Raw genomic sequence first — 26,160 nt, forward strand, 5'->3', positions numbered from 1 at the left:
ACGGAACGCAGGATGCAGGACGAAGGACGAAGGACGAAGGGCGAAGGACGAGGGACGACGGACGAAGGACGACGGACGAAGGACGTGGGACATGGGGCGAAGGACGTGGGACGTGCGACCTGGGTACGGAGGTTGAGCCCGTCTACGGCTCGATCAGCCCCACCCGGATCGCGTAGCGCGTGAGCTCCAGGCGGTCTCGCATGCCCAGTTTCTGGAGGAGGTTGGCGCGGTGGCGTTCCACCGTCTTCGGGCTGATGACGAGGAGGTCGCCGATCTCCTTGGAGCTGTGGCCCTCCGCCACCAGTTTGAGGATCTCCTCCTCGCGTTCCGTGACGGCCTTGTCCGGGAGCGGCCTGCCCTGTTCCGCTCGGTCGAGGTACGTGCGGATCAGAGCTGTTTCCGCGCCGGGGTAGATGAAGGGCTCGTCGCGTACCGCCGCCCGGCATGCTTCCACCAGGTCGCGGTCGGCCACCGACTTCAGGACGTAGCCGCTCGCGCCGGCCTTCAGCGCCTCGAAGAAGTACTGCTCGTTGTCGTACATCGTGAGGATCAGGATCCTCAGCTCCGGCTGGAGGCGGCTGAGTTCGCGGGCCGCCTGGAGGCCCGTCCTGCGGGGCATCGAGATGTCCAGGACCGCCAGGTCGATCCGTTCCGAGCGGGCCAGCGCCACCGCTTCCGCGCCGTCCGCCGCCTCTGCCACCACCGTCAGGTCCGGTTCCGCGTCCAGGATGAGGCGGACTCCTCCGCGGACGAGCGCGTGGTCGTCCGCCAGCAGGATGCGCGTGGGAGTGGGAGCAGGGGTGGGTGCGGGTGTGGGGGCGGGACGTGGCGTGGGTGTGGTCGGTTCGGTGGTCGGGCCCGTCATGACATCGCCTTGTCGCGCTTGGTGTTCAGGTGGACTTCCGTGCCGCCGCCTTCGCCTTCGCGGATCGTCAGTTCCGCGCCGATCAGCAGCGCGCGCTCCCTCATCCCGCTCAGGCCCGCGCCGTCCGGCGCCCGGCCGATTCCCAGGCCGTCGTCCTTGACCAGGAGGCCGATCCCGCCGTGGGGGAGTCGGCGGAGACGTAGATCCACGTGTGTCGCCGCCGCGTGCCGGGCCGTGTTGGTGAGGCCCTCCTGCGCCACCCGGTAGAGCACCAGCTCCGTCTCGTGGTCGAGTTTCGGGAGCCCGGACTCGATGTGGGGCCGTACGGTCAGGCCCCGCGTCGAGAACTCCGAGGCCAGCGACCTGAGCGCGCTGTGCAGGCCCAGCTCCTCCAGGACCCCCGGGCGCAGTCGGCGGGCGATGCGGCGGATCTCGTCCAGGCTCGTCCGGGTCGTCTCCTGCGCCTGGTGGAGTTCCGTCCGCAGCTCGTCCGGAGCGTGGTTCGCGGCGTGCTTCAGCTGGAGGAGCACCGCAGTGAGGGTCTGCCCGACCTCGTCGTGCAGCTCCTGCGCGATCCGCTGCCGCTCCTCCTCCTGCGCCGAGAGGACCCGGGCGGTGCTCACGGCCCGTTCGGCTTCGAGTCGGTCCAGCATCGTGTTGAACGTACGCGTCAGGTCCGCGATCTCGCCGCGCCCCGCCACCTCGGCCCGGCGGCCCGGCCTCAGCAGGTCCGCCGTCCGCATCGCCCGGGTGAGGCGCTGGAGCGGTGCCAGGCCGAGCCGGAGCAGGAGCGCGTTCGCGAGGAGCATCGCGACCAGACCGGCCACGAGCACGATCGCCTCGCCGAGGAGTACGGGGGTGGAGACCGTCACCGGGCCGAAGAGGAGGAGGACGGCGACGATCAGCACCGAGGCGTTGAGAAGGAAGATGCGCCAGTACAGCGACACTGTTGCGGCTCTCTCCCTCTTGTCGCCCCCGGCTCCCACTACCTGGCTCCGGGCCTCTGACCTGCGGCGGGATCCATGTCCCCGCCTCATCCTGACCAGTTTCCGGTGGCTTGTCCATCCGTGCCGACACCCATGTTCCGGGGCTCCTCGCGGGTGGCACCATGGCCCCCGACCACCGACCTGATCACCCTTTGACATGACAACAGGAGGGACGGGCCCTTGCCTGCTCCGCGGATGAGAACGACACCCCTGCCCGGCATCGGAGTCCAGTACGACTTCACCACCCGGGAGCACCGCCAGCTGTCGGTCATCGCGCACCGCGACGGGACCCGGACCGTGAACGTGTACCGGGGCGACGACCCCGACGCGTGCGCGCAGTCGCTGCACCTCACCGAGGCGGAGACCGCCTCACTGATCGACGCGCTGCTCCCCGCCCACCACAGCCCCAACGTCCTGCACACCACCGACCTGGGGCTCGTCGCCGAACGCATCGAACTGTCGGCCCACTCGCACTGGAACGGGCGCCTGCTCGGCGAGACGCGGATGCGCACCGAGGCCGGGGCCTCCATCGTCGCCGTACTGCGCCGCTCCGGGGCGATACCGTCCCCGACGCCCGCCTTCCGGCTCGCCGGCGGCGACACGCTCATCGTCATCGGCACCCGCGAGGGCGTCGACGCGGCCGCCGCGATCCTCGGTCGGGAGTGAGGGCGGCGTGCACTCCGCGGTCTTCCTGATCGAATTCGGCGCCATCATCCTCGGACTCGGCCTGCTCGGACGCCTCGCCGGCCGGTTCAGCTTCTCCCCGATACCCCTCTACCTCCTCGCCGGGCTCGCCTTCGGCAAGGGCGGCCTGCTGCCGCTCGGCACCAGCGAGGAGTTCGTCGCCATCGGTGCCGAGATCGGGGTGATTCTCCTGCTCCTCATGCTCGGTCTCGAGTACACCGCGAGCGATCTCGTCTCCAACCTCAAGACCCAGTACCCCGCCGGACTCGTCGACTTCGCCCTCAACGCGCTGCCCGGCGCCGCCGCCGCGCTGCTCCTCGGCTGGGGACCCGTCGCCGCCGTCGTCCTGGCGGGCGTCACCTGGATCTCCTCGTCCGGCGTCATCGCCAAGGTCCTCGGCGACCTCGGGCGCCTCGGCAACCGTGAGACACCGGTCATCCTCAGCATCCTGGTCCTCGAAGACCTCGCCATGGCCGTCTACCTGCCCATCATCACGGCCCTGCTCGCCGGGGTCGGCCTCGCGGCCGGCAGCGCCACGCTCGCCATCGCCCTGGGCGTGGCCGGCGCCGTCCTCTTCGTCGCCGTCCGCTACGGACGGCTCATCTCGCGGTTCGTCTCCAGCGACGACCCCGAGAAGCTGCTCCTCGTCGTCCTCGGTCTGACGCTGCTCGTCGCGGGCGTCGCCCAGCAGCTCCAGGTCTCCGCGGCCGTCGGCGCGTTCCTCGTCGGCATCGCCCTCTCCGGGGAGGTCGCCGACGGCGCCCACGCCCTGCTGAGCCCCCTGCGCGACCTCTTCGCGGCGGTCTTCTTCGTCTTCTTCGGACTGCACACCGACCCCGCGAGCATCCCGCCGGTGCTCCTCCCGGCCTTCGCCCTGGCCGTCGTCACCGCGCTGACCAAGATCGCCACCGGTCACTGGGCCGCGCGCCGCGCCGGGATCGGGGTCAAGGGCCGCTGGCGGGCGGGCGGCACCCTGGTGGCGCGCGGCGAGTTCTCCATCGTCATCGCCGGGCTCGCCGTCACCGCCGGGGTGCAGCCCCAACTCGGGCCCTTCGCCACCGCCTATGTGCTCATCCTCGTCGTGATCGGCCCGCTCACGGCTCGCTACACCGAGCCGATCGCCACCTACCTCACCCGTCGGCGGACCCCTGTGCCCCCGGGCGGGGGAGGGGCCGCCGTACCCGGGCCCGAGGCCGTGCCCGTACGTGTGCCGGAGCCCGGTACCGAATCGGCGTCCGCCCGTGTGTCCGAGCCCGGAAACGAATCGGCGTCCGACCGTGTGTGACTGACGCGGTCCTTCTCAGTCCGCGATCTCGACCGACTCCCGCTGCGGCTCCTCCTGCCGCGGCTTCCCCTTCTGCGTGATGCCCTGGAGGAGCTGGGCGAGGTCCACCCCGGTCGTGGACGACAGGAGTTCCATGCCCTGGGCGACGTTGTCCGTGACGGTACGGGTCAACCGGCTCGCCCCGTCCGTCGAGATGACCGTCATCTTCTCTACGGCCGACAGCGGCTCGGACGCCTTGGCCACGACCTGGGGCAGGACTTCGACGAGCATCTGGAGGACGGCCGCGTCCCCGTACCGGGCGAAGGCGTCGGCCTTCTTCTGCATGGCTTCGGCTTCGGCGGAGCCCTTCGCGGCGATCGCCGCGGCCTGGGCCTCGCCTTCGATGCGTACGGCGTCGGCCAGGGCCGCGCGGTGGGCCTTCTCGCCCTCACCGGTGAGCCTGGCCCGCTGCGCGTCCGCCTCGGCCTCCTTGACCAGGGCGATACGGCGGGCCTCGGCCTCCTGCTCGGCCTGGTAGCGGGCGGCGTCGGCGGGCTTGCGGACCTGGGTGTCGAGCTGGCGGTCGGTCAGCTCGGCCTGGCGCGCGGCGACCTTCTCCTGCTCCGTCAGGATGTCCTGCTGGCGGGCGGCCTCGGCGAGCGGGCCTGCGGCGTTCGCCTGGGCGGCGGCCTCGTCCGTCTGCGCCTTGATCTCGGCCTGCTTCAGGTAGAGGGTCCGCTGGGCGATCGCGATCTCCTCCTCCGCCTTCAGCCGCGCCTCTTCGGAGGCGCGGCGTGCGACGGCCTCGGCGATGTCCGCCTCCTGCTTGGCACGCGCGGCCTCGGGACGGCCGAGGTCTTCGAGGTACGAGCCCTCGGTGGTGATGTCCTGGATCTGGAAGGCGTCCAGGACCAGGCCCTGCCCGGAGAGACTGGCCTCCGCCTCCTCGGCGACCTGCCCGGCGAACGCGGCCCGGTCCCGGATGATGTCCTCGACCGACATCCGTCCCACGATGGAACGCAGCGCGCCCGACAGCACCTCCTGGGTGAAGCCGACGATGCCGTTCTGCTGCATCAGGAACCGCTGCGCGGCCGCCCGAATCGAGTCCTCGGTGCCGCCGACCTTGACGATCGCGACACCTTCGAGGTTGGCCTTCACACCGCGCAGGGTGACCGCGCCGCGGACCGCGACGGGGATGTGACGGCTGGAGAGGTCGAGCGTGAACTTCTGCTGCACGAACGGGACGACGAACACACCGCCACCGACCACGACCTTCTGGCCGCTGTTGTCGGTGAACACCCGCCCCGTGGCCGGGTCGGTGGCCTTCTTGCCGCGCCGGCCGGTGATGATGAACGCCTCGCTGGGGCCGGCCACCTTGTAGCGCGTGACGACGACGAGGCCGAGCAGGACGACGAGGACGACTATTCCCACGACAGCGGTCAGGACAGGGCTCATGCGGAAATCCCTCGAATTGAATGAACGGATCGATGAACGGGTCGATGAACGGGTCAATGAATGAAGAGAGTTGGTCGAGCGGTGGGAAGGTCAGCGCTCTACGGGGCGGACCGTGACCGACGTCGGTGACAGCACCGACTCCACCCACACCTCGGCACCCCGCTCGACCGGAGCGGCCGCCTTCGCCGCGTATTTCACCGGCTGGCCGGCGAGATACAGCAGGACCTCGCCGTAGCCCCCGGCGGGAATCGCCGTGACGACCGCGCCCGATGTGCCCGTCAGGTCCTCGCCCCGCGGTGCGGGCGCTCCTCCGTCCCGGAGCAGCGCCCGGCTGAACCGCCAGGTCAGCCAGCCCACCAGGGCGCCCGCGGCGATGCCCGTGAGGGTCGCGACGACCGCTCCGGCGCCGGCCGCGCCCGTCGCGATCGCGCCCGTGAATCCGAGCGCCGACACGAATCCGGCGATCACCGGGAGCGAAAGGAATCCGTCGAGGCCGCCGCCGAGACTTTCCGGGATGCCGTCCAGGACGCCGTCCAAGAAGCCGTCGAGGACGAGGGAGAGCGCCAGGACGGCAAGTCCCGCGATGCCGAATCCCAGAAACCATTCCATGCGCCGATCCCCCTTGCTCGCCCCTTGTCGTCCTTGCTCCCCCTCGATCCCCCTCTATTTCTGAATTGTTCCATGTAAGCAGCGTGTAGGACATGGGTGTCAGCACCCATTGGCCATCGATGGGGCTCCCGCCGTTCAGTACGATGGGCTGCTGTTCTTACGTGGAGGAGGGCGACGTGACGGACCGGAGCGAGGGCGCGGCGGAGCCCTCCCCGCGCAGGCGTGGCCAGGGAGAACTGGAGTCCCAGGTGCTCGCCGTGCTGCGCGAGGCGTCCGAGCCCGTGCCCGTGGCGTGGGTACGGGAACGCCTCGGGGGTGCTCTCGCCTACACCACCGTCATCACCATCCTCACCCGCCTCCGGGCGAAGGGCGCCGTCGAGCGCGAGCGCGTCGGCCGCTCCTTCCGGTGGACGGCGGTCGCCGACGAGGCGGGGCTCGCCGCCCTGCGGATGCGGAAGGTGCTGGACGCGGAGGCCGACCGCCAGGCGGTCCTCGCCAGTTTCGTCACCGGGCTCTCGCCGAACGAAGAGCGACTCCTTCGTGAACTGCTCTCCAAGGCCGCCGAGGAGGAGGAAGGCTAGCCGCCATGGGAGTCTTCGTCTTCCTTCCCCTCGTCCTTCCGCTCACCGCGTGGCCGGTCGCCCGCCTCGCGGAACAGCGGCTCCACCCCCGTACCGCGACGCGTCTGCTCGCCGCCGTCGCCGGTGTCTCCGCCGTCTGCAGCACCCTCTGCCTCGGCCTGCTCATGATCGTGGGCACCGCGCAACTGCCCGGCAACCCGCTCCCCGACAGCTGGTCGGACCCCGACGTGCGCGCGGCCCTCCCGTACGACGAGATCGCCGGCCGTGCGGCGATCCCGGTGCTGCTCGCCGTCCTCGTCTCGTGCGGCGCGGCGGCCTGGCGTCAGCTGCGGGTACGCCGACGGGTCGCGGGCGCACTCGTCGGGCTGCCGCCGACGTCCGTCGCGGTACTGCCGGACCGCACCCCCTACGCGTACGCACTCCCCGGCGGGCGGGGGCGCGGGCGGGCGCCGGGGCGGGTCGTCGTCAGTACCGGAATGCTGACCGGCCTCACCTCCGCCGAGCGCCGGGCCCTCTTCGCCCACGAGCGGGCCCACCTGGCCGGGCGTCACCACCGCCATCTCCTGACGGTCCATCTCGCGGCGCGCGCGAACCCGTTCCTGCGCCCACTGCGTACCGCCGTCTCGTACACCGCCGAACGCTGGGCCGACGAGGAGGCGGCCGCCGAGGTCGGCAGCCGTCGCTCCGTCGCCCGCGCGATCGGCAAGGCGGCTCTTCTCGCGCCGCGCGCCCCGGCCGCCACACTCCCCGCCCTGACGGGCGCGGGCGCCGGCCCGGTGCCCCGACGGGTCGCGGCCCTGATGCGCCCGGCCCCGGTGGGTCGCGCGTGGCCGCCGGTCGGAACCGCCGTCGGACTCGCCGCCTGGGGCGCCGCCTTCGGTACGACGGTGTCGGCACTGTCCTCGGCCAACTCGGCGGTCACGCTGTTCCTGGTACTGCGCGGGGTCGCCGCACCGGTGTAGCCCGGCGGCGTTGCCCTGGACGAGTCCTGGGACGAGCCTTGGACGAGTCCCACGCGACTCCTGGACAACTCCAGGGCGAGTTCTAGAGGTCGAACTCGTGGGGCGGCAGGTCGAGGGTGAAGCACGCCTCGCGGACCACGGCCTGCTCCGTCTTGTCGAAGTCGCCGTCGGCGCCGCCGATGACGATGCCGATCTGGATGACGGCGCGCGCCTCGGCCGGCTTCTTCTTGGCCTTGGCGATCTCCTGCAACACGCTGACCTTGCCGAAGTCGAAGTCGGCGGTCAGCTTGTTCAGGTTGTCGTCGAAGCGGCGCTGCAGATCGATCGCGTCGAAGTTCTGCAGCACTTCGTTGGTCGAGATGAGCTGGGCGACCCGGCGGCGCTCGGCGGGGTCGATCGTCCCGTCGGCGGCGGCGACCAGTGCGCACATGGCCATGCTCGCGTCGCGGAACGCGCCGCTCTTCAGGTCGTTCTTCTTCGCCATCAGCTGGGTCTGCATCGTCGATGCGGATTCCTTGAAGCGGTCCCACAGGGCCATGAGCTCTCCAGACGTCGATTACTTCTACGGTCTTGTAGAACGTAGCAGTGGGGCGTGGAGTTCCCGGGACTTGAGAGGCGACCGCGCCGTCAGATGCCGAACAGCTGGAGCGAGGCCCACAGGGCCACCGTCGAGGCGGCGAGGGTGGCCGGGACCGTCAGGAGTCCGAGACGGGTGAACTCCCCGAGGGCGACCGGGTGGTCGTGGTCCTGGGCGATGCGGCGCCAGAGGAGGGTGGCGAGGGACCCTGCGTACGTGAGGTTGGGGCCGATGTTCACCCCGAGCAGCACGGCGAGCACCGCGCCCGGGCCCGAGGCCGCCGCGAGGGGGGCCAGGGCCAGGGTCGCGGGGAGGTTGTTGATGAGGTTGGCCAGGACCGCAGCAATGGCGGCGATGCCGAGCAGGGCCGGCAGTGAGGTGCCGTCGGGGAGGACGTGGGCGAGGGCGTCGCCGAGGCCGTTGTCGACGACGGCCCGGACGACGACCCCGAGGGCCAGCACGAACGCGAGGAACGGCAGCGACGCCGAACGCACGAGCGCGCGTGGGCTGGTGCGGCGGCCGGCCAGGGCCCGTACGGCCAGGACGGTGGCGCCCGCCGCGGCCGCCCACGCCGGGTCCACGCCGGTCGCGGAGGCGAGGGCGAAGCCGCCGAGCGTCGCGGCCACGGTGAGCAGGGCGAAGAGGGGGAGCGCGACGGGCGCCGACGGTTCGGTGGGGGTCGCCGGGGCGGCGAGGTCGCGCGCGAAGAAGCGGCGGAAGACGACGTACTCGACCGCGATCGCGGTCAGCCAGGGGAGCAGCATCAGCAGCGCGAACCGGGTGAAGCCGAGCCCGGTGGCCGTGAACGCGAGCAGGTTCGTGAGGTTCGAGACCGGCAGGAGCAGCGAGGCCGTGTTGGAGAGGTGGGCGCTCGCGTAGGCGTGGGGTCCGGGGCGGGCTCCCATGCGGGTGGCGGTCGCGAAGACCACCGGGGTGAGCAGGACGACCGTCGCGTCCAGGCTCAGCGCGGCGGTGATCAGTGAGGCGAGGGCGAAGACGGCGCCGAGCAGTCGCTGCGGGCGGCGGCGGGACCAACGGGCCATCCAGGTGCCGCAGGCGTGGAAGAGCCCTTCGTCGTCGCAGAGCTTGGCGAGGACGAGGACGGCCGCGAGGAAGCCGATCACCGGTCCCAGCCGTTCCGCCTCCTCGCGCACGGCCTCGGGTGTGATCGCACCCACGGCCAGGACGGCGCCGGCGGCCGGTACGGCGAAGGCCGCCTCGGGCAGGCGGAACGGGCGGACGACGGCGCAGATCAGCACCACGGCCAGGGCGAGCAGGGACACGGACGCAACGAGCATGTGTTCGATGATCCGGGTCGCCTGGAGTGGCCCCTCCAGGGGGTGCCTCCGCCGGGCCCTCGGCATCCCCCGGTCCCGGGTCCTGCCCGGCGTCTCCGTGTACGGCGCCCACGACGTCGAGGACCACGCGTCGGCCCGTACATCGAGGACCACGCGCAGACCCGGAAAGAGCAACGTGACATTGTACGATGCTCCTCCGTGACTTCTCGGAGGGCGCACGATGGGTGACCTGAAGCAGTACGGCCTCGTCAGAGCGCAGGAGCGGCTCCGCGACCAGGTCGGGCACGCCCTCCGCGCGGCCCTGATCGCCGGCGAACTGCGGCCCGGCCAGGTCTACTCGGCCCCTGGTCTCGCGAGCGACCTCGGCGTCTCCGCGACCCCGGTCCGCGAGGCCATGCTCGATCTGGCCCGGGAGGGACTGGTCGAACCTGTCCGAAACAAGGGCTTCCGCATCACCGAGGTCAGCGAACGGGACCTCGACCAGTTCACCGAGCTGCGCACCCTCATCGAGGTGCCCACCATCGGCCGCATCACGAGGAAGGCCGACCGGGAGCAGCTGGAGGCGCTGCGGCCGGTCGCCGAGGAAATCGTCTCGTGCGCCCGGGAGCACGACCTCATCGGCTATCTGGAGGCGGACCGCCGCTTCCACCTCGCGCTGCTCGCCCTCTCCGGCAACGACCGTCTGGTCGAGACGGTGGGGGAGCTGCGCAAGCGCTCCCGTCTCTACGGCCTGACCGGCCTGGACGAGGCGGGCAGGCTCGTCTCCTCCGCCGAGGAGCACCTGGAACTCCTCGACCTGATGATCGCCGGCGACGCGCGGGGCGCCGAGGCGTGCATGGTGCGTCACCTCGGCCACGTACGGTCGCTGTGGGCCGACGCCCGCGACGAACCGGTCGGACGCGCGTAGGGCCGAAGGGTCGGGCGGATGCCTCGACAGGTGCCAACTGGGCGCGCTGCCACCGGGGTTCGAGCACCTGGACAGCGTCTTGAACCTCTATATGCTGACACCCATGCTTTCTGCCGCCTCCGTGCCCGCGAACGCCGCAGCTTCCGTCTCCTCCGCGCCCACGCCGGCCACCGCGTCCCGGCTGGCCAATGTCGGTTCGTCGCCGGTACGGGAGATCCTGGCGCTGACCGCACGGCCCGAGGTGATCTCCTTCGCCGGCGGCCTGCCCGCTCCCGAGCTGTTCGACGTCGCGGGCATCCGGGCGGCGTACGACGGCGTCCTGGCGGACAACCCGCAGTACGCGCTCCAGTACTCGACGACCGAGGGCGACCCGGAGCTGCGCACCGCCGTCGCGGCCCGGCTGACCGCACGCGAACTGTCCACCGAAGCCGACGACTTGCTCATCACGACGGGCTCGCAGCAGGCCCTCACGCTCCTCACCACCGCGCTCGTCGAACCGGGTGCCGTCGTGCTCGTCGAGGACCCCTGTTACCTCGCGGCCCTCCAGACCTTCGGCTTCGCCGGCGCGCGGGTCGTTCCCGTGCCCACCGACGACCAGGGCATCATCCCGGAGGCCCTCGACGAGATCGCGGCGCGCGAGAAGCCGACCCTGCTCTACCTCGTGCCCACCTTCCAGAACCCCACGGGCCGCACCCTTCCCGTCGAGCGCCGCACCGCCGTCGCCGAGTCCGCCGCGCGGCTCGGATTCTGGATCGTCGAGGACGACCCGTACGGCGAGCTGCGGTACGACGGCGAGCGCGTCCCCTGGATCGCCGCCGACCCCGCGGCCGCCGACCGCACCGTGCTGCTCGGCTCCTTCTCCAAGGTGATGGCCCCCGGCCTCCGGCTCGGCTACCTGCGCGCGCCCGCCGGGCTGCGCCGCGCCTGCGTGATCGCCAAGCAGGCCGCCGACCTGCACACCTCGACCATCGACCAGGCCGCGGCCGCGCGGTATCTGCGCGACAGCGACCTCGACGCGCACGTCGCGGTGATGCGGGCGGCGTACCACGAGCGCCGGGACGCGATGCTCGGAGGCCTGTCGGCCGCGCTGCCGGAGGGCAGCCGCTGGAACCGGCCGGAGGGCGGCATGTTCATCTGGGTGACCCTGCCCGCCGGCCATGACGCGACGGCCCTCCTGAAGACCGCGGTCGGCCACGAGGTGGCGTACGTGCCGGGGGCGCCGTTCTTCTGCGGCGAGCCGGACCCGGGCGCGATGCGGCTCTCGTTCACCACCCACTCGGCCGACGAGATCAGGGAAGGCCTGCGCAGGCTGGCCAAGAGCTTCGCCTGAGGCCGCACGGAAAGGGGCGGGCTTCACGCCGTGGGACTGCGGCGCGCCCTGGCCGCCCGAGCCGCGACCGCCCGAGCCCTGGTCGGTCGAGCCCTGACCGCCCGAGCCCTGGTCGGTCACGTCCGGCCAGGGAAGAAGTCGGCGCTCTGGACGTACTCCATCGCCTTGGTGAACTCCGGTTCGCCGAGGCGGCGTTCCATCTCCTCCGGGCTCAGGTCCTCCACACGGGTCTGGATCCAGTACAGATTGCCCAGCGGGTCGCGCACCCGCCCGACCCGGTCGCCGAAGAACAGGTGGGTGACCTCGGTGACCGAGGTGCCGCCGGCCGCGACGGCCTGCCGGTGCGTGGCGTCGGCGTCCTCGACGTAGAGCCGGAGGAAGCCCGGGGTCGGCGGCCACTCCGGCCGCGCGTCGAACATCATCACCACCGAGTCGCCGATCCGGACCTCCGCGTGCTGGACGGCTCCTTCCTCGTCGGCCATACATGCGAGCTCCTCCGCACCGAAGGCCCTCTTCAGGAAGTCGATGAGCGCCACGGTGTCGCGGGAGATGATCCACGGCGTCACCGTGTGATAGCCCTGGGGAACGGGATTCACGGACATCTGGCCGCCTCCTGGGGTGTGAGTGCCTCTGCGAGTGCCTCTTCGGATGCCTCTGGGTGATGACGACGCTAGTCCCGATCTAGGCCGATTCGTGTCCTGGACGGGCCTCGTTCGGCATTCGAACCGTCCTGGACCCCGCACCGGCCCATCACCTCGTGTCGTTGTTGGGCCGAACGGGTGAGGAGCGGGAGGATGTGCCCATGAGTAGGTACGAGAGGTACGACGTCACCGACGAGCAGTGGGAGGGCCTCGCCCAGGTCGTGCCCCTGCGCGGCCGTGACGAATGGCCGTCCAGGGTCGACCACCGCACGATCCCCGAGCAGTACGAATCCGCCGAGCAGCGCCGCATGGTCGTGCTCCGCGTGCAGGTGTTCGCCGACGCCCGTGAGGTCGCCGAGTACCTGATCGCCCAGATCCCGGTGCTCCTCGATCTGACGAGCGCCGACACCGAGGTCGCCAAGCGCATCCTCGACTTCAGCAGTGGTGTGGTCTTCGGTCTCGGCAGCGGGATGCACCGCGTCGACCGGAACGTTTTTCTTCTCGCCCCGGCCGGTACGGAGGTCGAGGGTGCGGAGGGCGAGGACGAGGAGGGTGTCGTGGGCGGCCGGACCGCCGGCGTCCCCCGATCGTAGGAAGGTCATCTAGCCGTAACGGTTCGTCAGGGAATGACCTGCGTACGGTCCGATCATGGATCTCACCGGCGGCTTCACGCTCGACCATTCCTCCTCCACAGCTGCTCCTTCCTCCGGCGCTCCTCGCATCGGGGCTCCGTCCACCCGCGCTTCGACCACCTGTGCTTCGTCCACCCGGGCTCCTTCCGTCGGAGCTGCTTCCGGAGCCGCCTCGGCGGGGGCCCCGCCCCGGCTGCCGTCGCAGGGTGGGGCCGAGCGTCGGGCGGAAGGCGGGTCCGCGCGGCTCGCCGAGGGCGGATCCGCCGGTGGGGGAGGGGGCAGGGGACTCCGGAAGCGGCCCGCCGTCACCGAGCTGCGGCTCTCCGCTTTCGCGGGTCACCGTTCCGCCGTGCACGCGCTGGGCCCCGTCACCCTCTTCGCCGGGCCCAGCGGCAGCGGCAAGTCCACCACCCTGCGGGCGTACGAGGCGCTGGCCCGGCTCGGTGCCGGTGACACGCTCGACGAGGTGTTTCCCGATGCCGTCGACTGCGTCCCCGAGCGGGCCCGGCCCGACGCCCAGGGCAGGCGCGGGTTTCGCATCGGGTGCACGGTCGACGGACCCGAAGGCCCCGTCCACCTGGACCTCGCCGTGCAGGCCGAACCCCGGCTCCGTATCGTCGGCGAGCGGCTCACCGGGCGCGGCCGCACCCTCCTCGCCACCGCGCTGCGCGATCCGGGCCGCACCACCGTCCAGGCCGAGTGGCACACGGCCGGCACCACCCCCGTCACACGGGCACCGTTCCCCGACGACCTCCTCGGTACGGCGCTGCTGCCGCTGCGCGTCGCGGGCAAGACGCCCGGGCAACTGGAGGTCCTGGCCGCCGCCGAGCAGGTCGTGATCGGACTGCGGTCCGCCTTCGCCTGCGACCCCAGGCCCGAGGGCATGCGGGCTCCCGTACCGCCGGGCGAGGGGCGGCTGCGGCGCGGCTGCGGCAACCTCGCCGAAGTCCTGCACCGCACCCATACGGACTGCCCGCGCCGTCACCACCGCCTCGCGGCCGTCGCGGGAGCGGGCTGCTCGGGACCCGTCACCGGGCTCGGCGTGCAGGAACTCCCGGAGGGCGCGGTCCGGGCGGTCCTCGAACGGGGCGGCAGGCCCGCGACGCCGCTCGGGCGGCTCGGGGACGGGGAACTGCGCTATCTGGCGCTCGCGCTCACCCTGCTCACGGGCCCCGGCGTCCTGGAGATGGACCGGATCGCCGAGGTGCCCGACGCCATGCAGTCCCTGACGCTGCTCGCCGACGGCCTCGACCGCGACCTCGACGCACGGCAGGTGGGCGAACTGCTCGGTCTCGCCACGGGCATCGCCGCCGACGGACACATCCGGGTCGCCGGCGCGGTCGGGGACCGGACGGCGGCGCAGGCGCGACGGATGCCCGGGGTGACGGTGGTAGACCTGGGCACGTGACGGACAACGACGTAGCGGGACTGCAGCGCAGGCTGGCCGAATTCGCGGCCTCCCGCGACTGGCAGCCCTACCACACGCCCAAGAACCTGGCGGCGGCGCTCAGCGTGGAGGCGGCCGAACTCCTGGAGATTTTCCAGTGGTTGACCCCCGAGCAGGCGGAGCGGGTGATGGACGACCCCGAGTCGGCGCACCGCGTCGCCGACGAGGTGGCGGACGTGCTCGCTTATCTCCTCCAGTTCTGCGAGGTGCTCGGGGTCGATCCGCTGGCCGCGCTCGCGGCCAAGATCGACCGGAACGAGGTCCGATTTCCCGCTCGGGGGCGGGGCGGAGAGCGAGGCGACGGGCTGGGCGAAGGACTGGGCGGAGAGCGAGACGAACGGCTGGGCGAAGGGCCGGCTGGAGAAGGGGGCGGAGGGGGAGGCGGAGACGGGGGCGGAGAGGGGAAAGAAGGGGATTCGATCAAGGATCGTCACTCTTCGGAGTGATCGACTTTTCCCCGTCGAGCCTCCTGTCCACAGATTTCCGAATTCCCCTGCTGTTGGGGCTCAGGCCGCCTCACTCTGGGTAGTGGACTGAGTGGGCAGATAAGTCGTACGAACGGGGGCGACGTTGATGGAAGCGGAGCGACTCATCGCGCTTGGCCGGCACGGGCTGGCCGAGAGCGGGACGGCGCAGGACATCGTGGCGGAGGCCTGGCAGGCGCAGGCGCTCGCGCAGGCGATAGGGAACCATCTGGCGCTCTGCGGGCCGCAGGAGTTGCGTGGCGAGGCGCGGGGGCTGAGCGAGATCGGGGAGTACCCGGCGTGGGGCGCCGCTGGGCCGCGTGCGGCCCAGCTGACCGAAGTGGCGGACCCGCGGGGGGCGTTGACCGCGCTCGGGGAGCTGCTCGGGGAGGTCGGCATCGCGCTGGTCGGCGTGGCCTGTGCCACGGATGACGAGGGGCTCTACTGGCAGTGCATCGAGGCCATCGACGCCGCCGACGAGTCGAGCGACCGGGTCCGCGGGATGCTGCGGCGCCTGGCCGTGCGGGACGGGGAGCGGGCCCGCCCGCCCGACCCCGCCCGGGGCCGCGCGGGCCCCGGCCGGGGCCGCTGGTGAACGGCGTGTGGCGCTCGGTGCGTCCAGAAGCCCTCCGCCTGGGGATCACCCGCCTGCGAGTCCCCCGTCGGAACTCTCCCGTCCGGGTGCGGGGGCGTTCTAGCGTGGCTGTCATGACCTCGCTCAGGTTTTGGCGGGCGCCGTTGCTCGCCCTCGTGGCCGCCCTGTTGCTGGTTCCCCAGGCAGCCATGGCGCAGGACCCCGTGGAACCCGCGGACTCGGCGGCCCCTGTGCGGGTGGCGACACCGGACCGGCCTTCGTACGACGTGGTGCTGCGTGCCGACGACGACGGCTCGCGCTGGACCGGTCGCCAGACGGTGTCCTTCCGCAACGCCTCCCGCACTCCGCTGAGTTCGGTCGACGTGCGGCTGTGGGGCAACGGCGCCGAGGGCTGCGGAGCCCCCGGCAGCCCGTCCCCGGTCCGGGTGGGCGGGGTCGCCGGAGGCACCCCGCGACCGCTCGACGTGGACTGCACCGCGCTGCGGATCGACCTGCCCGCGCCGCTGCCGTACGGGGCGCGGGCGAGCGTCTCCTTCGACGTCGCGATCAGCGTCCCGGACCGGGTCCACCGCTTCGGCAAGGACGGCGCGTACCGCTACCTGGGCAACGCGCTGCCCCTGCTCGCCGTGCGCGACGCGCAGGGCCGGCGCCTCGACCCGGACGTCGGCTTCGGCGAGAGCTTCCACACCCTGACCGGTGACTTCCGGGTCGTCCTCGACCACCCCGGCACGCTCGTCGTGCCCGCGACGGGCACCACCACCCGGCGCGCGGGCGCACCCGGCCGCACGATCAGCACCAGTGTCGCGCGCGGGGTGCGGGACTTCGCGTGGGCGGCGGGTCCCTTCGGTTCGAAGACGGTGACCAGTCCCGGCGGGATCCGGCTGAACGCGTACTGGACCGCCACCACGTCCCCCGAGGGCATCGCGAAGGCTCTGCGGGAGGGCGCCGGCTCCGTCGACGAGTTCGGGAAGCGGTTCGGGCGCTACCCGTACGGAGAGCTCGACCTCGTCATGAGCGACCACCTCGACGACTTCGGCAGCATGGAGTTCCCGGGCCTCGTCCTGCTGTGGACCGAACCGGAGGAGTCGGGCGCCGTCCACGAGATAGCCCACCAGTGGTTCTACGGCATCGTCGGAAACGACCAGTTCGCCGCGCCCTGGCTGGACGAGTCCTTCGCCCAGTACGCGACGCTGCTGTACTACCGGGAGGACACCGCCACCTGCTGGGAGGACCAGGGGCAGTGGCCCGGCGACGAGGCCGCCCTCACCCGGTCCATGGCCTACTACGCGGACGGTCACCGTTCGGAGTACGGCGCGGTCGTCTACAGACGTGGCTCCTGCGCCCTGCACGATCTGGAACGTGCCCTGGGCGGCCCCGCGATGGCGCGCATGCTGCGCGGCTACGTGCGGGACCACTGGCTGGGTGTCGCCACCACCGCGGACTTCAAGCGCGCGGCACAGGCAGCGACGGCGAAGGACCTCGGCCCGTTCTGGACGGAGCACAGGATCCACTGAGCGCCCGGCCGGGGCCGGACGGCCCCTAGAGCTGGTGGGGCTCGTGCCCGTCGCGGTCGGCACGGCCCGGACCGGCACGGTCCGGGTCGAGGCGGTCGGACGTGGACTGGAGGTCGGCGTCCAGCTGGGTCAGGTCGGCGGAGAGCGCCGCCATCAGTTCCTCCATCTGCTGGAGCAGGCCCTTGGGGGCACCGGCGCCCTTCTGCTCGGGCACGGATTGCGGCACCGGCTGCTGGGGGACGGCCTGCTCCGGCGCGGCTTCCTGGGACATGGGGGCCTCCTCGGCCCGGACCCCGCCGCCGAGGACGGGGCCGCGAGAGAGAGCGACGCACCGGCAGCGGCCGCCGGCGCGCGGGCCGGGCGGTCCGGCTCCGCCCGAGCCAACGACGGGCGCCGGGCCCCGGTCACTGGCCGGGCGGACGCGGCCCGCCGGGGGGCGGGATATTCACCCGACCGGGCCGGGGCGCACAAGGAGCTGACGGAGAGGTTGACACGCACCCGACGGTGCAGGTAGCGCGGCGTCCAACAAGCTGACGTGTTCGGGGTGCCGGCAACGGGGCCATGATCCGGGCGCCAGAGGTAGCGGGACGAGGTCCGCGGCTGCCAACACCCGGGCCTCACGGTCCGGAAGGCCGGACGGTCGTCTTCCCGGGGGCACCCGGTACAGCCGGCCGAAGTCACGGTCTCGTAGCTCAACTGGACAGAGCGCCGGCCTACGGAGCCGGAGGCTGGGGGTTCGAATCCTCCCGGGACCACAGAGTTGCTGTGTAGCCCCTGCCTCGACGCCCACAGCCGGGAGGCATGCCACAGCGACACCCACCCTGGCGTGTATTCGAGGTGGGCGGGCACCTAGGGCCCGCAAGAATCGGCGCAGCCCGCGTGACGTCCGGATGGGCCCTGACGGCGGGTGACACGACGAAGGGGCGACCTCGTGATGAGGCCGCCCCTTCGTGCGTTGCTAGTGGCTGCGCTTCAGGTGGCTGAGCACACCGAGCCCGCCCATTGCGGCAACGCCGAGCGTCGTACCTCCGGCCGCCAGAGCGGCGAGCGGAGTTGCGTTAAGCAGCGTTACCACCGTGAAGGCGAGGAGCCCGACGAGCGCGGCACTGAGACCCACGATCGCCAGATCGCGGCCCGGGTGAGCGCACGTCTGCGGCGTCGCCTGCGTGGTAGTCATGAAGCTGTCCTCCTGCGTCGTCTGCGAACACGTCAGATCGCGGTACGGCGTGAGGCCGTTGCCGTGGATCTGATGAGGCGCGCGACAGGCTCTAAGGAGCCTGGGACCGTTCGGTCGACGGTCGCCCCGCGCACAAAAGAGCCGACACATTCACTCCAACGGGTAGACAGGCCCCGCCAGGATAGCAGCACTAACGCTCTTGCAACGGAACGTAGTTCAGCGGTAGAGCGCCCGCTTTGGGAGCGGGAGGCCGCAGGTTCGATCCCTGCCGTTCCGACTCAGTGACCCCACACTTCAGGCCCGCCCCCGCGCCACTCGATCGGCGGCCATGTCTCGGTGTCGAGCCACCCGGCGCGACGGAGGAACTCGACGACATCGGTTAGCGAGAACGCCATCCCCGAGATTTCGCCGTCGATGCGCACACGACGGCCCCCGTCCTCGTCGGGCGGGTAGACGACGACATGCGGGTCACTCATGACCCCACCGCGCGACGCGTGAGAGCGGCCCGCACGCTGACCCGGGCCATACAGGCGACTAGGAGCCGACATGCCCCGAGTGAACGTCCCGCTGAACACCCCGACCCGCGGCGGCGTCTCTCTGACGACGACCCCGGGCGACGCGGATTCTCGACCACGAGGTCCTCAATGAAGGAGGCGCGCGGCGTGCTGCCGGAGCTCCAGCGTGCCTGACCCTGCCGGCCCCGGTCGTCCTCTTCCCCTGTGGAGGGCGGCCGGGGCTTCTTCGTGCCACGATGAAGGTATCCGCAGGTCAGGCCACGTATGCAAGCTAGGTGGCAACGTGCTATGTTCTTCCGTTCCGACCACTACCTCAGCATGGGTTCCGCCGACGGGTTGCCCGGACCGACGGACGCCTGGATCACCCTGGCCGGGCTCGCCCGGGAGACCAAGCGGATGCGCCTCGGCACTTTGATGACGGCCGGGACCTTCCGGCTCCCGGGTGTGCTCGCGATCCAGGTCGCCCGGGTGGACCGGATGTCCGGCGGGCGGGTCGAACTCGGGCTCGGCGCGGGCTGGTTCGAGGAGGAGCACAAGGCCTACGGCATTCCGTTCCCGAAGGAGAGGTTCGGCCGCCTGGAGGAGCAGCTGGCGATCGTCACCGGCCTGTGGGAGACCGCGACCGGCAAGACCTTCAGCTTCGAGGGGGAGTTCTATCAGCTCAGCGACTCCCCGGCGCTGCCCAAGCCCGCCCAGGACCGGATCCCGGTGCTGATCGGCGGGCACGGCGCGAGCCGTACGCCTCGCCTGGCCGCGCGGTACGCGGACGAGTTCAACATCCCGTTCGCCTCCGTGGAGGACAGCGAGCGCCAGTTCGGCCGGGTCCGGGCCGCGGCGGAGGAGGCCGGGCGGGCGCCCGACGACCTGGTGTACTCCAACGCGCTGATCGTCTGCGTCGGCAGGGACGACGCAGAGGTGGCCCGCCGGGCCGCCGCCATCGGGCGGGACGTGGACGAGCTGAAGGCGAACGGTCTCGCGGGTTCGCCCGCCGAGGTCGTCGACAAGATCGGGCGGTACGCGGCGATCGGTTCCTCCCGGGTCTACCTCCAGGTCCTCGACCTGGACGACCTGGACCACCTGGAGCTGATCTCCGCGCAGGTCCAGTCGCAGCTGGGATGAGGGGGATCCGATGAAGCCGGTCCGTACGCTCGCCGAGGCCCTCGACGCGGGGGTGCTCGTCCTCGACGGTGGGCTCTCCAACCAGCTGGAAGCTCAGGGCTGCGACCTCTCGGACGCGCTCTGGTCCGCGCGGCTGCTGGCCGACGGGCCCGAGCAGATCGAGGCGGCGCACGCGGCGTACGTACGGGCCGGTGCCCGGGTCCTCATCACCTCCAGCTACCAGGCCACCTTCGAGGGCTTCGCCCGGCGGGGCGTGGACCGGGAGGAGGCGGCGCGGCTCCTCGCGCGGAGCGTGGAGCTCGCCCGCACCGCTGCGGCGGTCGTGGGGGAGGAGGTGTGGGTCGCCGGGTCCGTGGGGCCGTACGGCGCGATGCTCGCGGACGGCAGCGAGTACCGGGGACGGTACGGGCTGTCCGTACGGGAACTGGAGGTGTTCCACCAGCCCCGGATCGAGGTGCTCGCGGCGGCGGAGCCGGACGTCCTGGCCCTTGAGACCGTTCCGGACGTCGAGGAGGCGGAGGCGCTGCTGCGGGCGGCGGAGGGGTGCGGGGTGCCCGTGTGGCTCTCCTACACCGTCGAAGGCGGGCGGACCCGGGCGGGGCAGGACCTGGCGGAGGCCTTCGCGGTGGCCGCGGGGAACGACCGGGTCGTCGCCGTCGGGGTCAACTGCTGCGATCCGGCGGATGCCGGGCCCGCGGTGGAGCTGGCCGCCGCCGTGACCGGGAAACCGGCCGTGGTCTACCCCAACAGCGGCGAGCGGTGGGACGCCCGCGCGAGGGGCTGGCGCGGCGACATCGCCTTCGACCCGTCCCGCGCCTGCGGCTGGGCCGCGTCCGGCGCCCGGCTCATCGGCGGCTGCTGCCGGGTCGGCCCGGAGACGATCACCGCCCTTGCCGCCACCCTTGACGCCCCCGTGTCCGGCGACCCGGCCCGGCACACCGACCGGGGGGACTGAACCTCCGTCCGCGTGGGCCTGGCGCGCGGAAAATGCCTGGTCGGGAGGGCAGCGGCGAACCATACTCGGAAGTGTGTTCCTGACGATCAGTACGACCGGCAACCCGGAGCGCCCCGCGACCGATCTCGGTTTTCTGCTGCACAAGCATCCCGAGCGGGCGCAGGCGTTCTCGACTTCGCACGGCACGGCGCACGTCCTCTACCCCGAGGCGAGCGCCGAGCGGTGCACGGCGGCACTTCTCCTGGAGGTGGACCCCGTGGCGCTGGTGCGCCGCGGCAAGGGCAAGGGCCGGGGCGGTGCCCCGGACTCCGCGCTCGCGCAGTACGTGAACGACCGGCCCTACGCGGCGTCCTCGCTGCTCGCCGTCGCGCTCGCCACGGTCTTCAAGACGGCGCTGCACGGCGACTGCAAGGCGATGCCCGAGCGGGCCGCGGCGCCACTGCCGCTGCGTGTCGAGGTCCCCGTGCTGCCCGCCAGGGGCGGTGCCGAGCTGGTGCGCAAGCTGTTCGGGCCGCTGGGCTGGGACACGGTGGACGCCGAGCCGGTGGCACTGGACGGGCAGTTCCCCGAGTGGGGTGACTCCCGCTACGTACGCCTGGTTCTGGAGGGCGAGCTGCGGCTCGCGGACGCCCTCAACCACCTCTACGTCCTGCTGCCCGTGCTCGACGACGCCAAGCACTACTGGGTCGCGCCCGACGAGGTCGACAAGCTGCTGCGCGCCGGCGACGGCTGGCTCGCCGGTCACCCCGAGCGGAAGCTGATCACGGCACGCTACCTCTCCCGCCGCTGGGGCCTGGCCCGTGAGGCGACGGAGCGGCTCGAACTCGTACGGCTCGCCGAGGCAGAGGGCCTGGACGTCGACGCCGTCGACAACGCGGTCGACGAGTCGACCGACACCGAGGAGCGGCCCGTGCCGCTCGCCGAGCGGCGCCGGGAGGCGATCCTCGCCGCCCTGACCGCGGCCGAGGCGAGCCGGGTCCTCGATCTGGGCTGTGGCCAGGGCCAGTTGGTGCAGGCACTGCTCAAGGACACCCGATTCGAGGAGATCGTCGGCGTCGACGTGTCCGTCCGAGCCCTGACCGTCGCCGCGCGCCGGCTGCGACTGGACCGGATGGGGGAGCGGCAGGCGGCCCGGGTGAAACTGCTGCAGGGCTCGCTCGCGTACACCGACAAGCGGCTGACCGGCTACGACGCGGCCGTGCTCAGCGAGGTCATCGAGCACCTGGACCTGCCGAGGCTGCCGGCCCTGGAGTACGCGGTGTTCGGCTCGGCCCGGCCGCGTACGGTCCTCGTGACCACGCCGAACGTCGAGTACAACGTGCGCTGGGAATCGCTGCCGGCCGGTCACGTCCGGCACGGCGACCACCGCTTCGAATGGACCCGCGAGGAGTTCCGGAGCTGGGCGGCCTCGGTCTCCGAACGGTACGGGTACGACGTCGGGTTCGCCCCCGTCGGCCCGGACGACCCGGAGGTCGGCCCGCCCACCCAGATGGCCGTCTTCACCCGCACCCCCGACCCGGCTACGGAGAAGACCCGCACCCCGGACCCGGCTCTGGAGAAGACCCGCACCCCCGACCTGACCACGGAGAAGGAGGAACAGGCATGACCACCGAGACCGTGTCCCCGGCCGCCACCACCCCGGCCCGCCGGCTGCCCGTCACCGACCTGTCCCTCGTGGTGCTCGTCGGCGCCACCGGCTCCGGCAAGTCCACCTTCGCCCGGCGCCACTTCAAGCCGACCGAGATCGTGTCCTCCGACTTCTGCCGGGGGCTCGTCGCCGACGACGAGAACGACCAGTCCGCGAGCAAGGACGCCTTCGACGTCCTCCACTACATCGTGGGCAAGCGCCTCGCGGCGGGTCGCCTCGCCGTCGTCGACGCCACCAACGTGCAGCAGGAGGCGCGCCGTCAGCTCGTCCAGCTCGCCCGGTCGTACGACGTGCTGCCCATCGCGATCGTCCTCGACCTGCCCGAGGAGGTGTGCCGCAGCCGGAACGCCACGCGTCCCGACCGCGCGGACATGCCCGCGCACGTCATCCAGCGGCACCGTCGCGAGCTGCGCCGTTCGCTGCGCGGGCTGGAGCGCGAGGGCTTCCGCAAGGTGCACGTGCTGAAGTCCGTCGAGGAGGTCGACGCGGCCGAGGTCGTCCTGGAGCGCCGGTTCAACGACCTGCGCCACCTCACCGGCCCCTTCGACATCATCGGTGACATCCACGGCTGCCGCTCGGAGCTGGAGACCCTGCTCGCGAAGCTCGGATACGTCGACGGGCACCACCCCGAGGGGCGCACGGCGGTCTTCGTCGGCGACCTCGTCGACCGGGGCCCCGACTCGCCGGGCGTTCTGCGCCGGGTGATGGCGATGGTCGCCTCGGGCGACGCCCTGTGCGTGCCCGGAAACCACGAGAACAAGCTGGGCCGCTGGCTCAAGGGCCGGAAGGTGCAGGAGACGCACGGACTGGCCGAGACCATCGAGCAGTTGGGGCACGAGAGCGAGGAGTTCCGGGCCGAGGTCGGGAAGTTCATCGAGGGCCTCGTCAGCCATTACGTCCTCGACGGCGGCAACCTCGTCGTCTGCCACGCCGGTCTGCCGGAGAAGTACCACGGCCGGACGTCGGGGCGGGTGCGCTCGCACGCGCTGTACGGGGACACCACCGGCGAGACCGACGAGTTCGGGCTGCCGGTGCGCTACCCGTGGGCGGAGGAGTACCGGGGGCGGGCCACCGTCGTCTACGGCCACACCCCCGTGCCCAACACCTCCTGGATCAACAACACCCTCTGCCTCGACACCGGGGCCGTCTTCGGCGGCAAGATGACCGCGCTGCGCTGGCCCGAGCGCGAACTCGTCGACGTACCGGCCGAGCGCGTCTGGTACGAGCCGGCCCGGCCGCTCGCGACCGAGGCCCCCGGCGGGCACCAGGGACGCCCGCTGGACCTGGCGGACGTGCACGGGCGCCGGATCGTGGAGACCCGGCACCTCGGCAACGTCGCCGTGCGCGAGGAGAACGCGGCGGCGGCCCTGGAAGTGATGAGCCGGTTCGCGGTCGACCCGCGGCTGCTCACCTACCTGCCGCCGACGATGGCGCCCACGGCGACATCGAAGGAGGACGGCTACCTGGAGCACCCGGCCGAGGCCTTCGCCCACTACCGGGCCGACGGGGTCGAACGGGTCGTGTGCGAGGAGAAGCACATGGGCTCCCGGGCCGTGGCCCTGGTCTGCCGGGACGCCGAGGCCGCCCGCGAACGCTTCGGCATCGAGGGCGAGGGGGTGACGGGTGCGCTGCACACCCGTACCGGGCGGCCCTTCTTCGACGACGTGGCCGTCACCGAGCAGGTCCTCGACCGGCTGCGGACCGCGATCGACGCCGCCGGGCTCTGGGACGAGCTCGACACGGACTGGCTGCTCCTCGACGGCGAACTGATGCCGTGGTCGCTCAAGTCGGCCGGGCTGCTCCGTGCGCAGTACGCGGCGGTCGGCGCGGCCTCGGGCGCGGTCTTCCCCGGAGCGATCTCCGCGCTCGAACAGGCGGTGGCGCGCGGGGTCGAGGGGATCGAAGGGCTGCTCGCGAAGCAGCGGGAGCGGGCGGTGGACGCGGAGGCGTTCATCGAGGCGTACCGCAGGTACTGCTGGCCGACCGAGGGCCTGGAGGGGGTGCGGTTCGCACCCTTCCAGCTCCTGGGCGCGCGCGGACGGTCGCTTGCGGCCGTGCCGCACGACGAACAGCTCGCCTGGCTCGACCGGCTCGTGGAGCACGACCCGACCGGGCTGCTCCAGGTCACCCGCCGGCTCGTCGTCGACACAGGCGACGAGGCCTCGGTCCGGGCCGGCGTCGACTGGTGGCTGGACATGACCGGCGCGGGCGGCGAGGGCATGGTCGTCAAGCCGCTGGCCGCGCTCGTCCGTGACGCCAAGGGCCGGCTGGGCCAGCCCGGCGTCAAGGTGCGCGGCCGGGAGTACCTCCGGATCATCTACGGCCCCGAGTACACCCGGCCGGAGAACCTGGAGCGGCTGCGGCAGCGCTTCCTCGGCCACAAGCGGTCGCTGGCGCTGCGCGAGTACGCCCTCGGTCTCGAAGCCCTCGACCGTCTCGCGGAGGGGGAGCCGCTGTGGCGGGTCCACGAGGCCGTGTTCGCGGTCCTGGCACTGGAATCGGAGCCGGTGGACCCGCGACTGTGAGGTGCTGAGGTGCTGAGGTGCTGAGGTGCTGAGGTGCTGAGGCCTGATGCCCTGAGGGGCCGACACTCTGAGGGCCCGACGCCCTGAGGTCGCGATGCCTTGAGGCCCTGAGACCTTGAGGCCCTGAGACCGTGAGGCCCTCGCGGAGACCTGCCCGGGACCGGGCGGGGCCTTCGCGGGGGCCTCGCGCGTGCGCGCGTCCCGCCCCTGCCTGTGCACTACCTGCCCGAGGCCTCCGTGAGCCTTCCCGGGGCCTCCGGCGCCTTCGCGGGGTCTCCCCGGCACCTCGTGTCGGCTTCGCCCCGTGTTCGCCCCGCTTCCGTGAAGGCTTTGCGCGGTCTTCGGGAGGTTTTCGCGTGGACTTCGCACCGCCTTGACGGGGGGCGCAGAGGCGCCGGGCCCGGCGCTCCCCTGCGCCCCCCGTGCCCGTTGTCGCGTTTCTTCCGCACCCTCTAGCGTTCTTCACCCCATGACGTGACACAGCGTCAACAGTGTGACGTGGCAGGTCACACGGGGTGGGAACACACACACGAATGCGCCGGTCGATCACCGGCGAGCGGTCTTCCCCGGAGGACCCGGGGACGGTACGGGGGTGAGCGGGCGGTGAGTCTCTTCGGCCAGGACCGCTCCTTCCTCCACGCCCTCCCGGCGGCCGACCGGCGGTTCCTGCTCGCCGAGGGGGCCCGGCGCGTCTACGAACCGGGGGAGGTGATGATCCGCGAACGCGACACCACCGCCTTCGTCCTCGCGCTCCTCTCCGGCTGGGCCGTCGTCTCCGTGGGCACCGAGCGCGGATCGCGGCTCATCCTCGCCCTCAGGGGCGCCGGCGAGGTCGTCGGCGACCTCGCCGCCGTCGACCGGCGCCCGCGCAGCGCCAGCGTCACCGCGCTCGGCAGGGTGGAGGCGGTGGCCATCTCGGGCGACCGGTTCCGGCGCTTCCTCGCGGCCCGGCCGCACGCCACCTCGCTGATCATGCGCCAGCTCGCCACCCGACTGCGCAGCGCCGACGTCGAGCGCCGCGCGCTCGCCTCGGAGACCGTCCTCCAGCGCCTCGCGGCCCGCCTCGTCGAACTCGCCGAGCGCGCCGGACGGCGGGCCGACGCCGGGACCGTACTCGAACTTCCGCTGCCCCAGCACGACCTGGCGGCGGCCATCGGAGCGACCCGGGAGGCGGTCGCCAAGGCGCTGCGCCTGCTGCGGGAGCAGGACGTGGTCCGCACCGCGAACCGCACCGTCATCGTGATCGACATGCGGGTCCTGGTGCTGCTCGCGGAGGGGCGCGCGCGCCCCGGCGGAGAACCGGCGGACGAATCTCCGCCGGATGTGTAAACGGCTACATCGCAGGTCGCGGAAGGCGGCCAGTCTGGTCACGCACCACCACGGCACCAACGGCACCAGGGCGACACACAG

The 26,160-nt window shown here is 72.1% G+C and carries 25 protein-coding genes, 2 tRNA genes and 1 pseudogene; 18 read left to right on the top strand and 10 right to left on the bottom strand.

Translation table 11 applies throughout. The features are described from left to right. Positions 1-142: 142 nt before the first annotated feature. Together OG514_RS23215 and OG514_RS23220 are read right to left on the bottom strand one after the other, a co-directional pair. Positions 143-865 (bottom strand): response regulator transcription factor, encoded by a 723-nt coding sequence (locus tag OG514_RS23215; RefSeq protein ID WP_266897772.1) that lies wholly within the window; start codon positions 863-865, stop codon positions 143-145. Next, entirely contained in the window at positions 862-1,812 is a 951-nt protein-coding gene (locus OG514_RS23220) for a HAMP domain-containing sensor histidine kinase (RefSeq protein ID WP_266897774.1), read from the bottom strand. The genes OG514_RS23215 and OG514_RS23220 overlap by 4 nt, the downstream gene beginning before the upstream one ends. Before the next feature lie 234 nt (positions 1,813-2,046). On the opposite strand from OG514_RS23220, the gene OG514_RS23225 reads away from it, so the two are divergent. Both OG514_RS23225 and OG514_RS23230 read left to right on the top strand, forming a co-directional pair. Then, positions 2,047-2,517, top strand: coding sequence for a cation:proton antiporter regulatory subunit (locus OG514_RS23225; protein ID WP_266897776.1), 471 nt, complete (start codon positions 2,047-2,049; stop codon positions 2,515-2,517). Between the two features lie 7 nt (positions 2,518-2,524). Further along, on the top strand, positions 2,525-3,820 hold the full coding sequence (locus tag OG514_RS23230; protein WP_266897778.1) for a cation:proton antiporter: 1,296 nt from the start codon (positions 2,525-2,527) through the stop codon (positions 3,818-3,820). 15 nt (positions 3,821-3,835) lie between these two features. On the opposite strand, the gene OG514_RS23235 is transcribed toward OG514_RS23230, so the two are convergent. Continuing rightward, a complete protein-coding gene (locus OG514_RS23235; RefSeq protein WP_266897780.1) occupies positions 3,836-5,254 on the bottom strand; it encodes a flotillin family protein in 1,419 nt (472 codons plus the stop codon). A 90-nt stretch (positions 5,255-5,344) separates the two neighbouring features. Then, positions 5,345-5,863, bottom strand: a complete 519-nt coding sequence (locus tag OG514_RS23240) for a hypothetical protein (protein ID WP_266897782.1) — start codon at positions 5,861-5,863, stop codon at positions 5,345-5,347. A gap of 176 nt (positions 5,864-6,039) precedes the next feature. Between OG514_RS23240 and OG514_RS23245 the strand changes: the two genes are divergently transcribed. Together OG514_RS23245 and OG514_RS23250 are read left to right on the top strand one after the other, a co-directional pair. Further along, positions 6,040-6,444, top strand: coding sequence for a BlaI/MecI/CopY family transcriptional regulator (locus OG514_RS23245; protein ID WP_266897784.1), 405 nt, complete (start codon positions 6,040-6,042; stop codon positions 6,442-6,444). 5 nt (positions 6,445-6,449) lie between these two features. Then, positions 6,450-7,406 carry a M56 family metallopeptidase gene (locus OG514_RS23250; protein ID WP_266897786.1) on the top strand — a complete coding sequence of 319 codons (957 nt, stop codon included), beginning with the start codon at positions 6,450-6,452 and terminating at the stop codon, positions 7,404-7,406. 82 nt (positions 7,407-7,488) lie between these two features. Here OG514_RS23250 and OG514_RS23255 read toward each other — a convergent pair whose 3' ends face one another. Together OG514_RS23255 and OG514_RS23260 are read right to left on the bottom strand one after the other, a co-directional pair. After that, entirely contained in the window at positions 7,489-7,944 is a 456-nt protein-coding gene (locus OG514_RS23255) for a tellurite resistance TerB family protein (protein WP_266897788.1), read from the bottom strand. Between the two features lie 89 nt (positions 7,945-8,033). Further along, the gene (locus OG514_RS23260) at positions 8,034-9,281 is read right to left on the bottom strand and encodes an SLC13 family permease (RefSeq protein WP_266897790.1); all 1,248 of its coding nucleotides are present in this window, start codon (positions 9,279-9,281) and stop codon (positions 8,034-8,036) included. 220 nt (positions 9,282-9,501) lie between these two features. Here OG514_RS23260 and OG514_RS23265 point away from each other — a divergent pair, with 220 nt between their 5' ends. Then, positions 9,502-10,188: a GntR family transcriptional regulator gene (locus OG514_RS23265; protein WP_266897792.1), complete on the top strand. Its 687-nt coding sequence runs from the start codon at positions 9,502-9,504 to the stop codon at positions 10,186-10,188. A gap of 103 nt (positions 10,189-10,291) precedes the next feature. After that, positions 10,292-11,518, top strand: a complete 1,227-nt coding sequence (locus OG514_RS23270; RefSeq protein ID WP_266897794.1) for a PLP-dependent aminotransferase family protein — start codon at positions 10,292-10,294, stop codon at positions 11,516-11,518. Positions 11,519-11,634: 116 nt separating this feature from the next. On the opposite strand, the gene OG514_RS23275 is transcribed toward OG514_RS23270, so the two are convergent. Continuing rightward, positions 11,635-12,120: a VOC family protein gene (locus OG514_RS23275; protein ID WP_266897796.1), complete on the bottom strand. Its 486-nt coding sequence runs from the start codon at positions 12,118-12,120 to the stop codon at positions 11,635-11,637. A 200-nt stretch (positions 12,121-12,320) separates the two neighbouring features. Here OG514_RS23275 and OG514_RS23280 point away from each other — a divergent pair, with 200 nt between their 5' ends. The 5 genes and pseudogenes from OG514_RS23280 (at position 12,321) to OG514_RS23300 (ending at position 16,811) form a co-directional block, all read left to right on the top strand. Next, positions 12,321-12,752, top strand: coding sequence for a cell division protein SepF (locus OG514_RS23280; protein ID WP_030322791.1), 432 nt, complete (start codon positions 12,321-12,323; stop codon positions 12,750-12,752). 55 nt (positions 12,753-12,807) lie between these two features. Beyond that, positions 12,808-14,199 carry an ATP-binding protein gene (locus tag OG514_RS23285; protein WP_266897799.1) on the top strand — a complete coding sequence of 464 codons (1,392 nt, stop codon included), beginning with the start codon at positions 12,808-12,810 and terminating at the stop codon, positions 14,197-14,199. Beyond that, a pseudogene (locus OG514_RS23290) lies at positions 14,196-14,513 on the top strand (nucleotide pyrophosphohydrolase); the annotation flags it as partial. The gene OG514_RS23285 and the pseudogene OG514_RS23290, both read left to right, overlap by 4 nt. Before the next feature lie 298 nt (positions 14,514-14,811). Continuing rightward, entirely contained in the window at positions 14,812-15,297 is a 486-nt protein-coding gene (locus tag OG514_RS23295) for a DUF6099 family protein (protein WP_266897801.1), read from the top strand. 113 nt (positions 15,298-15,410) lie between these two features. Then, positions 15,411-16,811: a M1 family metallopeptidase gene (locus tag OG514_RS23300; RefSeq protein WP_266897803.1), complete on the top strand. Its 1,401-nt coding sequence runs from the start codon at positions 15,411-15,413 to the stop codon at positions 16,809-16,811. Positions 16,812-16,836: 25 nt separating this feature from the next. Here the strand turns inward: OG514_RS23300 and OG514_RS23305 are convergent, their stop codons facing one another. Then, the gene (locus tag OG514_RS23305) at positions 16,837-17,082 is read right to left on the bottom strand and encodes a hypothetical protein (protein WP_266897805.1); all 246 of its coding nucleotides are present in this window, start codon (positions 17,080-17,082) and stop codon (positions 16,837-16,839) included. Positions 17,083-17,492: 410 nt separating this feature from the next. Here OG514_RS23305 and OG514_RS23310 point away from each other — a divergent pair. Further along, positions 17,493-17,566, top strand: a tRNA-Arg gene (locus OG514_RS23310). A gap of 203 nt (positions 17,567-17,769) precedes the next feature. On the opposite strand, the gene OG514_RS23315 is transcribed toward OG514_RS23310, so the two are convergent. After that, positions 17,770-17,988: a hypothetical protein gene (locus tag OG514_RS23315; RefSeq protein WP_266897807.1), complete on the bottom strand. Its 219-nt coding sequence runs from the start codon at positions 17,986-17,988 to the stop codon at positions 17,770-17,772. Positions 17,989-18,193: 205 nt separating this feature from the next. Between OG514_RS23315 and OG514_RS23320 the strand changes: the two genes are divergently transcribed. Continuing rightward, positions 18,194-18,265, top strand: a tRNA-Pro gene (locus OG514_RS23320). A 1-nt stretch (position 18,266) separates the two neighbouring features. Here OG514_RS23320 and OG514_RS23325 read toward each other — a convergent pair. After that, positions 18,267-18,464, bottom strand: coding sequence for a hypothetical protein (locus OG514_RS23325; RefSeq protein ID WP_266897809.1), 198 nt, complete (start codon positions 18,462-18,464; stop codon positions 18,267-18,269). A 327-nt stretch (positions 18,465-18,791) separates the two neighbouring features. Here OG514_RS23325 and OG514_RS23330 point away from each other — a divergent pair, with 327 nt between their 5' ends. The 5 genes from OG514_RS23330 to OG514_RS23350 all read left to right on the top strand — a co-directional run bounded on the left by OG514_RS23330 (position 18,792) and on the right by OG514_RS23350 (position 26,079). Continuing rightward, positions 18,792-19,622: an LLM class F420-dependent oxidoreductase gene (locus tag OG514_RS23330; protein WP_266897811.1), complete on the top strand. Its 831-nt coding sequence runs from the start codon at positions 18,792-18,794 to the stop codon at positions 19,620-19,622. A gap of 10 nt (positions 19,623-19,632) precedes the next feature. Beyond that, the gene (gene mmuM / locus OG514_RS23335) at positions 19,633-20,577 is read left to right on the top strand and encodes a homocysteine S-methyltransferase (protein ID WP_266897813.1); all 945 of its coding nucleotides are present in this window, start codon (positions 19,633-19,635) and stop codon (positions 20,575-20,577) included. A 73-nt stretch (positions 20,578-20,650) separates the two neighbouring features. Continuing rightward, a complete protein-coding gene (locus OG514_RS23340; protein ID WP_266897815.1) occupies positions 20,651-22,183 on the top strand; it encodes a 3' terminal RNA ribose 2'-O-methyltransferase Hen1 in 1,533 nt (510 codons plus the stop codon). Continuing rightward, positions 22,180-24,750: a polynucleotide kinase-phosphatase gene (locus OG514_RS23345; RefSeq protein ID WP_266897817.1), complete on the top strand. Its 2,571-nt coding sequence runs from the start codon at positions 22,180-22,182 to the stop codon at positions 24,748-24,750. The genes OG514_RS23340 and OG514_RS23345 overlap by 4 nt, the downstream gene beginning before the upstream one ends. 603 nt (positions 24,751-25,353) lie before the next feature. After that, a complete protein-coding gene (locus OG514_RS23350; RefSeq protein ID WP_266897819.1) occupies positions 25,354-26,079 on the top strand; it encodes a Crp/Fnr family transcriptional regulator in 726 nt (241 codons plus the stop codon). Positions 26,080-26,160 lie beyond the last annotated feature (81 nt).

Source organism: Streptomyces sp. NBC_00572 (assembly GCF_026341815.1).
Taxonomy (GTDB): Bacteria; Actinomycetota; Actinomycetes; order Streptomycetales; family Streptomycetaceae; genus Streptomyces.